Consider the following 7353-nt stretch of genomic DNA (forward strand, 5'->3'; position numbering starts at 1 on the left):
AGTAACTGCAAACAAATTTCTATCACTCAAGTCCAAAATGAAACTGAAAACATCATCATTGGTTAGCATTTTTATCTGCGTGCTCTTGCTAGTTATTTTGGTTCAGCAACCTGCTATGGCTTATGTCGGACCAGGTACAAGTATTGCAGCTATAGGGGCTTTATTGGCAATTATTGTGGGAGTAATAGCTGCTTTATTTGGTTTTTTATGGTATCCCCTAAAGCGACTTTTGAAAAAGCGCCAACAGGCTGCCAGTGTTAATGCAAAAGAGAGAGAAGAGGAAAAAGTATGAGCCAGTGGGTTGGGGCGATAGTACTGGTGGTTAGTTTTCTGGTTTTGATTCAACTTTTGGGAGTGACAAATAAAAGTAAGTATGTTGTTCGTATCGCCCTCCACTCAATGAAGATTATTGGTTCCTCTCGCTTAAGCGACGAACAAAAAGAATCTAAACTGCGGAAAAATTCGCTAAGGCTGTTTAGCTTGTTTTTTATTCTTGCCTCTGGTGGCGCGATCGCAATTTTAATTCCTCTGGCAATTTTATGGCTTGGCGATCGCTTGGGGTACCTTTCTCTCTCTGCTGTGTTGGCAACTACTGTTTCACCAGTATTTCTAATTATTAGTACTGTGATTACTATGATCGCGCTGTACTTCAGCTCTAACAAGAAGCGCGATCGTTCTATTGCTCAAACTAGTAGTTATTCTCAACTAGATCGTACTTTGCATCAGTTAGCTTTCAATACCTACAGTGCCCAGATAACGCTAGCAGATGTAGAAGACAATTTGTTCTCTAAGCAGATTACTACTTATAAAAACGAGAAACCTGTATTTATTACCGCTCTCCCCAGGGCTGGAACGACTTTACTACTGGAATGCTGTGCAAGTTCGCCTGAATTTGCTGCCCACTGTTATCGTGATATGCCATTTGTTATGATTCCCTGTCTGTGGAATCGTTTTTCCCAAATTTTTCAGCGAAATATGGTCTCAACAGAACGGGCTCATGGCGATGGAATGGAGATTAGTCCAGATAGTCACGAAGCATTAGAAGAAGTAGTTTGGAAAACTTTTTGGCAACGTCATTATCATCGCGATCGTATTATTCCCTGGGACTATGAGGAAAATGAAGAATTTCAGCAGTTTTTTGATTCTCATTTACGGAAAATTATTTTCTTGCGTCGACAAAGTATTTCTAGTTCCACTCGTTATGTCTCTAAAAATAATGCCAATATTGCCCGCATTAGAATGTTAAACAAACTCTATCCCAACTCCAGCATAATCGTCCCTTTTCGCGAGCCCTTTCACCATGCTAGTTCTCTATTACAGCAGCATCTTAACTTTTTACAAATTCACCAAGCTGATCCTTTTGCTGCCGAATATATGAAAGCGATCGGTCACTATGATTTTGGACAGAATTTACGTCCGATTGACTTTGATGGTTGGTACGACAAACGCCAATCGCGAGATGCCAAATCATTGAGTTTCTGGCTAGAGTATTGGATTGCTAGTTACAAGTATCTACTAACCAAGAACCCTAATTCGATTAACTTTTTAGATTACGACGAGTTGTGTAGAAATCCGCGATCAGGACTTAAAAGTCTGGCAGATATTTTGGAAAGTAGTAACCCCGAAGCATTAATCTCCTCTGGATCTCGCATACGCCATCCAAGGTCGAGAGAAATTAACACTAGTGATTTGTCAAACACTATTTTAGAAGCTGGAAACTTAGTTTACACAGAGCTTAAAAATATTTCCTTAAATTAACGTAGGTTCGACAGGATTTAAAAGGGCGGGAAGTAGAGCAGACAATCTTTTGGGTTCTAAACCAAGAGCAGATTTTTGAGATAAAACTGCATCGTCGCCACCACACCAAATAATAATAGTACAATCAACGTTGTCAGTTACACGACCTAAAACACTTTTGAAATTTTGCCTTGCTTCTATAAAATTTATTATTTCTATATCTGTATTTAAATAAGCATTGAATATAATTAGATCAAAATTACTGAAGGCAAATTATTGAAGATCAACTATCAAATATTTTCTATAACCCATATTATTATATCTGAAATATAAGAATATAGTTATAGCAATAAATTACAACCTTTGGCTGATATATATTTGATTTTTTAATCCCTAAGATAGATATATAAGAATCAGGAAAAAGAGAAAATAAGTTATTGAATAGCTAAATCCATAGAGAATTATTTAGCTAATACTTATTAACAATAGTTACCAGAAAAAATGTCAAATTATAATTTATTAAATAAAGTTCCTGCATTAATATTAGCCTTAACTGCGACCTTTATCACTGCACAATACTCTAATCTACAAGCTCAAGAAACTGACAGTAACACGACGATTGAAGATATAGCCGAAGAAAAAGATACTACTTTAGGTGAAGAAGTTTCTGTTAGAGGAGAAGTTGAAGAAGTCGAACCTGGTGTCTCTTTTTTAATTGAAGAAGAAGGCTTCTTAGAAGGAGATGAAGTTTTGGTTATTAATGTATCTGAAAAAACTGTCCTTGAAGATGCAGAGGGTCAAACGCTACAAGTCATAGGAGAATTGGGAACTTTAGTCTTGGCAGATGTCGAGCGTGATTATGGCTTAGATTTAGATCCCGAACTTTATGTTGATTACGAAACTAAGCCTGTTATCTTTGCTGACTACATGGTTGTATCACCAGAATTAGAGGAAGTTTCTGAAAATCCTGATAGCTATTACGATCAAGAAATCTCCCTTGAAGGTGAAGTTGGAGAGATCAAAAATGATTATGCCTTTACACTCAAAGAAGACCAACTAATTGGCGGCGAAAATTTATTAATTATCAATGCTACAGGAGAGCCTATTCCTGAAGTAGACGAAAAAGTTGTGGTTACTGGTATGGTACGTCCTTTTATTAAAGCTGACTTTGAAAAAGATTACGATCTTACTTGGGATTTAGACGTACAGGAAGAAATAGAAGCCGAATATACTGAAAAACCTGTTTTAGTAGTGGATAGTATTTATTCTGCTGCCGAAGATCAAGGCTTTTTAGAGTAATTCTAAACTAGACATCTTGCATAAATTTGTTCGACTTCGGTTGAGCCAAAAATTCTAACATTTATTTTCGTTATTTTTGCAAGAGATGCCATGAACTGTCAGTCACAACTTAGGGATGAAAATAGAACCATTAATGAATTTACCTTGTTATGGCTTCTATTTTCAAGATAGATTGACTCTTAGTGCGATCGCATACTCTATTTCATATTTTCTAACCGACACCCCACTTTCTTGTCCCACGTACTCTTCATCAATCTTGACTATAGAAATTAGTCTAGTTTCTTTAGTGTCAGATGCGATCGCTCGACCTCAAGAAATCGCAGTATAGTATCCTTTATGGCGGAGCGCAATCGCCTATCCGCTCTGGGTTAGCTTTATGAATTGTTTTAACTACATAAGAGCTATAGATCGATTGAATTTTCACCTCTACCAGTTTGCAGAGAATACCTAAAATTGCTTATTTCCAGTTCAAATATAATACTATAGCTAGATGTATTGAATTAGCCAACTAACGTTTAATGATGGCGATCGCTTTTACTGTTAATTTTCTATGTGGGCATTAATTCAATCAGTCCTTTGGTGGCTATTTGTTGCTTTATTGATATTTAGTTTAATTATTTTTATTGGTTTTTATCTACGTGGAGCATTTCGCGATCGCCTCAAATATCAGGTTAAACACGCACCTCATCCTGAAGAAGAAAGCTTTGCTCTAACTTTAGCCAGTATTACTAATTCTTTTATAACTAAAGGAATAGTTACCGATTTTTGGAACGAAGCAGGAGCTATCCAAGAATCTCGTTTAAATGCCATTAGTCAAGCTCAGCAGACGATTGACTTTGAAACCTTTTTTATGACACCGGGCAAACGTGCAGATGATTTTGCTGCTGCGATCACCGAACGAGCTAGCGCAGGGGTAAAGGTACGTCTAGTAGTTGATAGTTACGGAACAAAAGATATTTCTAAGCAGTATTGGGAAAGATTGAAACGAAGCGGTATAGCGATATCATTTTTTAATTCTTTTAATTGGAAAGCACCTTTAGATTACGCCGGACGTACTCACCGTAAGCTATTGATAATTGATAGTAAATTTGCTTTAGTTGGTGGTGCAGGAATATCAGATCTTTGGGATGGTACGGAAAAAGATGATGATACTCAACCCTGGCTAGATGTAGAAATGCGTTTAGAAGGAGAAATTGTTTCTATACTTGAAGGAGTTTTTTCCCAACATTGGACTTTTGGCAATGGAGTAGCTGATTTATCTAGAGAAAAATTAGACAATAGCAAAAGCGATCGAGAAAATCATTTAATGTTAGTTATCCCTGGTGCTAATCCTAAGATTCAGTTTTCACCGATTAGAGCGTTTAAATACAATAGTATTATTGCAGCTCGTAAACGTATTTGGTTAGCCAGCCCTTATTTTCTTCCCGACAATAACTCAATCGATCTATTGATAGCGGCAAAACAAAATGGACTAGATGTACGTATCCTGACCACTAGCAAGCGTAGCGATAAAAAACCCGTCTACTATGCTTCCTACGAGCACTATGGCAGATTATTAAAAGGTGATGTACAAATTCATGAATATCAACCTAGTATGACCCATGCTAAATTGTTGTTGATTGACGATCGCTGGGCAACAACGGGAAGTGCCAACTTTGACCCACGAAGTTTTTGTCATAACGATGAATTAGATATCTGTAGCGCACAACCTGAATTAGTTAAAGGGATTAAAAGTACCTTTGAAAAAGGTTTTGCTCAAAGTAAACTGGTAACATATACAGACTGGAAACAGCGTTCTTTAATTAAACATCGCATCTTGGGAAATATAGTTGATTTTTTCCAGTGGCAACTATAAAGTTATAAGCATTGCAATTTAACGTCCAAAATTTGGACATCTTGTATCTTACACTAACGTATACGTGAATCCGAAATTCAAAGTACTTATTCTATCACTCTGATTTTATAAAGACTAAAGTCCTTAATACATAAAGGTTATGTGTCAAAATTGCCAAATTTTAGCCTTTAGCCTTGAACAATCTCCATCAGAAATAGCTTTGAAGAGCGGGACCTTTTAACTGTTTTATAAATTGTTTAAAATTAGTGTCAAGAGAATTGTCAAATTATTAAAAGTCAACCTCATAGCCAAACTTCTTGGTAAAATTCCTCTCTTAACTTGCACATTTTGAAATCCTTACCCAGTAATAGTTTTATCTTTCTGAATAAATGTGCAAGTTTTAATCTTTTACTATTGGCGATCGCGCCGATAGTGGAGGCTCAGATCAGACAGATGGTAAACAAACTAACACATAACTACCTTTTCCCAGCTGACTTCGGACTTCGAGCTGACCTCCGTGTTGCTCAATTACGGCTCGGGCAATGGTCAACCCTAATCCCGAACCCTCTGCTACCTTCAGCTTAGCTGCTTCCCCTCGCCAAAAATATTGATAGATATGAGGTAACTCTTCGGGGCTGATCCCCATTCCGGTGTCTCTAATTGAGATGATGACCTCCTCCCCTCGTAATTTCCCTAATACCACTACCTTTCCTCCCGCTTCGGTATACTCAAAGGCATTCTCTAAGAGATTGTTTAATACTTTCGTTAATTTGTTGCTATTGCCCTTGACTGTTAGTTTCTGCTCAATTCTGACTTGAAAATCAATTGACTTTTTGGCTGCTGTGATTTGATACTTCCCTCTCAAATTTTGCAGCAGCAGATTCAACGACACATCCGAAAATTGCAACTCTTCTAAATTTGCCGTTAAGTCTAATCTGATTAAAAATAATAAATCTTCGATTAAACTTCTGAGTTGTTCGACCGCATCATTGATTATTTTCAGTTTTCTCGTATCTGAGGGTTGTATTTTGTCAGTGTGGGTCAACAATATTTCCGTCGCCATGCTGATTCTGGTTAAGGGGGTTCTCAGTTGATGTGATACGTCTGTCGTCATCTGCTTTAACTTGCGAAAACCTTGTTTGACCGGCATAATAGCTTGTTGCGTCAAATAGATGCTGCTCATACTAATGAGTATTAGAGCTAAACTCCCTCCCAAAGCCAATCCTAGCTGCAAATTATTACGGATTTGATCCATTTCCTCGGTCGATTCACTCGCCCGAATATACCCCTCTAACACTACTGTCTGATTCTGTTGACTATCTCCATACATGGCAATCGTTACTGTGCGCACCTGACCCTGGCGTTTAAATAAGGGAAAGTCCTCTGATTTGACCTGCTCACTGATAGTTGTCTTTAACGGGGCTTCCAAAAAGTTCTGTCCTTCTCTAGCCAACAACCGACCCTGACTGTCAAACCACTCTAAACTCTGTTTATGTTCGGCGAACAGCTCTCGCCACGATAATTGTTTCTCGATATTTTCTAGTCCTTCTGTCTTGACGATCCCTAAACTTGGTGCCGCTATTTCCACTAAACTCAGTAGCTCTTGATTTGATTCTTGATCGAGATTACGAATAATAAAAAAATATAAGAATATTTCAGATATACTAATGATTGAGATGGCTACGGTCAAATAAATTATGATTAAACGCCTTGGTGGTAGTGGAAAACCTCTCCTGAGAAGTTGTACGGAAATAGTTATTAATGACATAATCAAGATTCAGCTACTGAATGCTCACGTTTTAAACAGATATCACATCTTTTTATTTATTCTTACCACCATAGATGAAACATAGTTACAAACTCGGAACTAAATCTCGATTAGGGTCACACTTTGGGCAGGCTTGAGCTGTATATTACAGCCGTACCAAGTTGTATTAGGACAAGTTTATTTAATTGCTCGTCAGTAATCAGTAATCAGTAATCAGTAATCAGTGTCCTCATGTAAGTCCGTATTGCTATACCTTGACTACCAATGGTCTTGACTGGCTCTGGTTTTTTTTCTTAGCTACTGACTCTTTCTTTCCTTTCTTTCTCTTTGACTAAGGGTAAGTACACCTTAAAGCACGTCCCCAGCCCCAGCTCACTCTCGACGGTGATTTTTCCTTGATGTTTTTTGACAATCGTTTTGGCGATCGCCAATCCTAATCCTGAACCTTCTGTCTTTTGTTTCCTGACTCTTTCATCTCGCCAAAACCTTTGAAACACATAGCTTAAATTTTCCCGCGCGATGCCGATTCCTGTATCCTGAATCGCGATAACTGCATTCTGCTTCGATTTGGCCAACGACAGATTTACTTCTCCCCCTCTTTCGGTATACTTAATCGCATTGCCTAACAGGTTGGAAAACAATCTATTTAGTTGTGATGCATCTCCTTTGACTAGCAACCGACAATCGAGTTCACATTTAAGCTCTATTTCTTTAC

General features: G+C 37.8%; 7 protein-coding genes. 5 read left to right on the forward strand and 2 right to left on the reverse strand.

Annotated features, from left to right (window positions below; translation table 11 throughout):
* Nucleotides 1-37: 37 nt before the first annotated feature.
* The 5 genes from PLEUR7319_RS33830 to PLEUR7319_RS0101815 all read left to right on the forward strand — a co-directional run bounded on the left by PLEUR7319_RS33830 (nt 38) and on the right by PLEUR7319_RS0101815 (nt 4891).
* Nucleotides 38-292, forward strand: coding sequence for a hypothetical protein (locus tag PLEUR7319_RS33830; protein ID WP_019503495.1), 255 nt, complete (start codon nt 38-40; stop codon nt 290-292).
* On the forward strand, nt 289-1758 hold the full coding sequence (locus tag PLEUR7319_RS33835; RefSeq protein WP_019503496.1) for a sulfotransferase: 1470 nt from the start codon (nt 289-291) through the stop codon (nt 1756-1758). The genes PLEUR7319_RS33830 and PLEUR7319_RS33835 overlap by 4 nt, the downstream gene beginning before the upstream one ends.
* 480 nt (nt 1759-2238) lie before the next feature.
* On the forward strand, nt 2239-3036 hold the full coding sequence (locus PLEUR7319_RS0101810) for a hypothetical protein (protein ID WP_019503497.1): 798 nt from the start codon (nt 2239-2241) through the stop codon (nt 3034-3036).
* Nucleotides 3037-3151: 115 nt separating this feature from the next.
* Nucleotides 3152-3364: a hypothetical protein gene (locus PLEUR7319_RS40430; protein WP_144054220.1), complete on the forward strand. Its 213-nt coding sequence runs from the start codon at nt 3152-3154 to the stop codon at nt 3362-3364.
* Between the two features lie 222 nt (nt 3365-3586).
* Nucleotides 3587-4891, forward strand: coding sequence for a phosphatidylserine/phosphatidylglycerophosphate/cardiolipin synthase family protein (locus PLEUR7319_RS0101815; RefSeq protein WP_019503498.1), 1305 nt, complete (start codon nt 3587-3589; stop codon nt 4889-4891).
* A 424-nt stretch (nt 4892-5315) separates the two neighbouring features.
* On the opposite strand, the gene PLEUR7319_RS33840 is transcribed toward PLEUR7319_RS0101815, so the two are convergent.
* Entirely contained in the window at nt 5316-6638 is a 1323-nt protein-coding gene (locus PLEUR7319_RS33840) for a cell wall metabolism sensor histidine kinase WalK (protein ID WP_144054221.1), read from the reverse strand.
* Between the two features lie 293 nt (nt 6639-6931).
* The coding region (locus tag PLEUR7319_RS33845; protein WP_036798339.1) for a cell wall metabolism sensor histidine kinase WalK at nt 6932-7353 on the reverse strand (422 nt) is incomplete at its 5' end.

Origin of the sequence: Pleurocapsa sp. PCC 7319 (assembly GCF_000332195.1) — a bacterium.
Classification (GTDB): Bacteria; Cyanobacteriota; Cyanobacteriia; order Cyanobacteriales; family Xenococcaceae; genus Waterburya.

Coding starts and splice junctions, on each gene's coding strand:
- PLEUR7319_RS33830 (WP_019503495.1), top strand. CDS start 38: ATGAAACTGAAAACATCATCATTGGTTAGCATTTTTATCTGCGTGCTC.
- PLEUR7319_RS33835 (WP_019503496.1), top strand. CDS start 289: ATGAGCCAGTGGGTTGGGGCGATAGTACTGGTGGTTAGTTTTCTGGTT.
- PLEUR7319_RS0101810 (WP_019503497.1), top strand. CDS start 2,239: ATGTCAAATTATAATTTATTAAATAAAGTTCCTGCATTAATATTAGCC.
- PLEUR7319_RS40430 (WP_144054220.1), top strand. CDS start 3,152: ATGAAAATAGAACCATTAATGAATTTACCTTGTTATGGCTTCTATTTT.
- PLEUR7319_RS0101815 (WP_019503498.1), top strand. CDS start 3,587: ATGTGGGCATTAATTCAATCAGTCCTTTGGTGGCTATTTGTTGCTTTA.
- PLEUR7319_RS33840 (WP_144054221.1), bottom strand. CDS start 6,638: ATGTCATTAATAACTATTTCCGTACAACTTCTCAGGAGAGGTTTTCCA.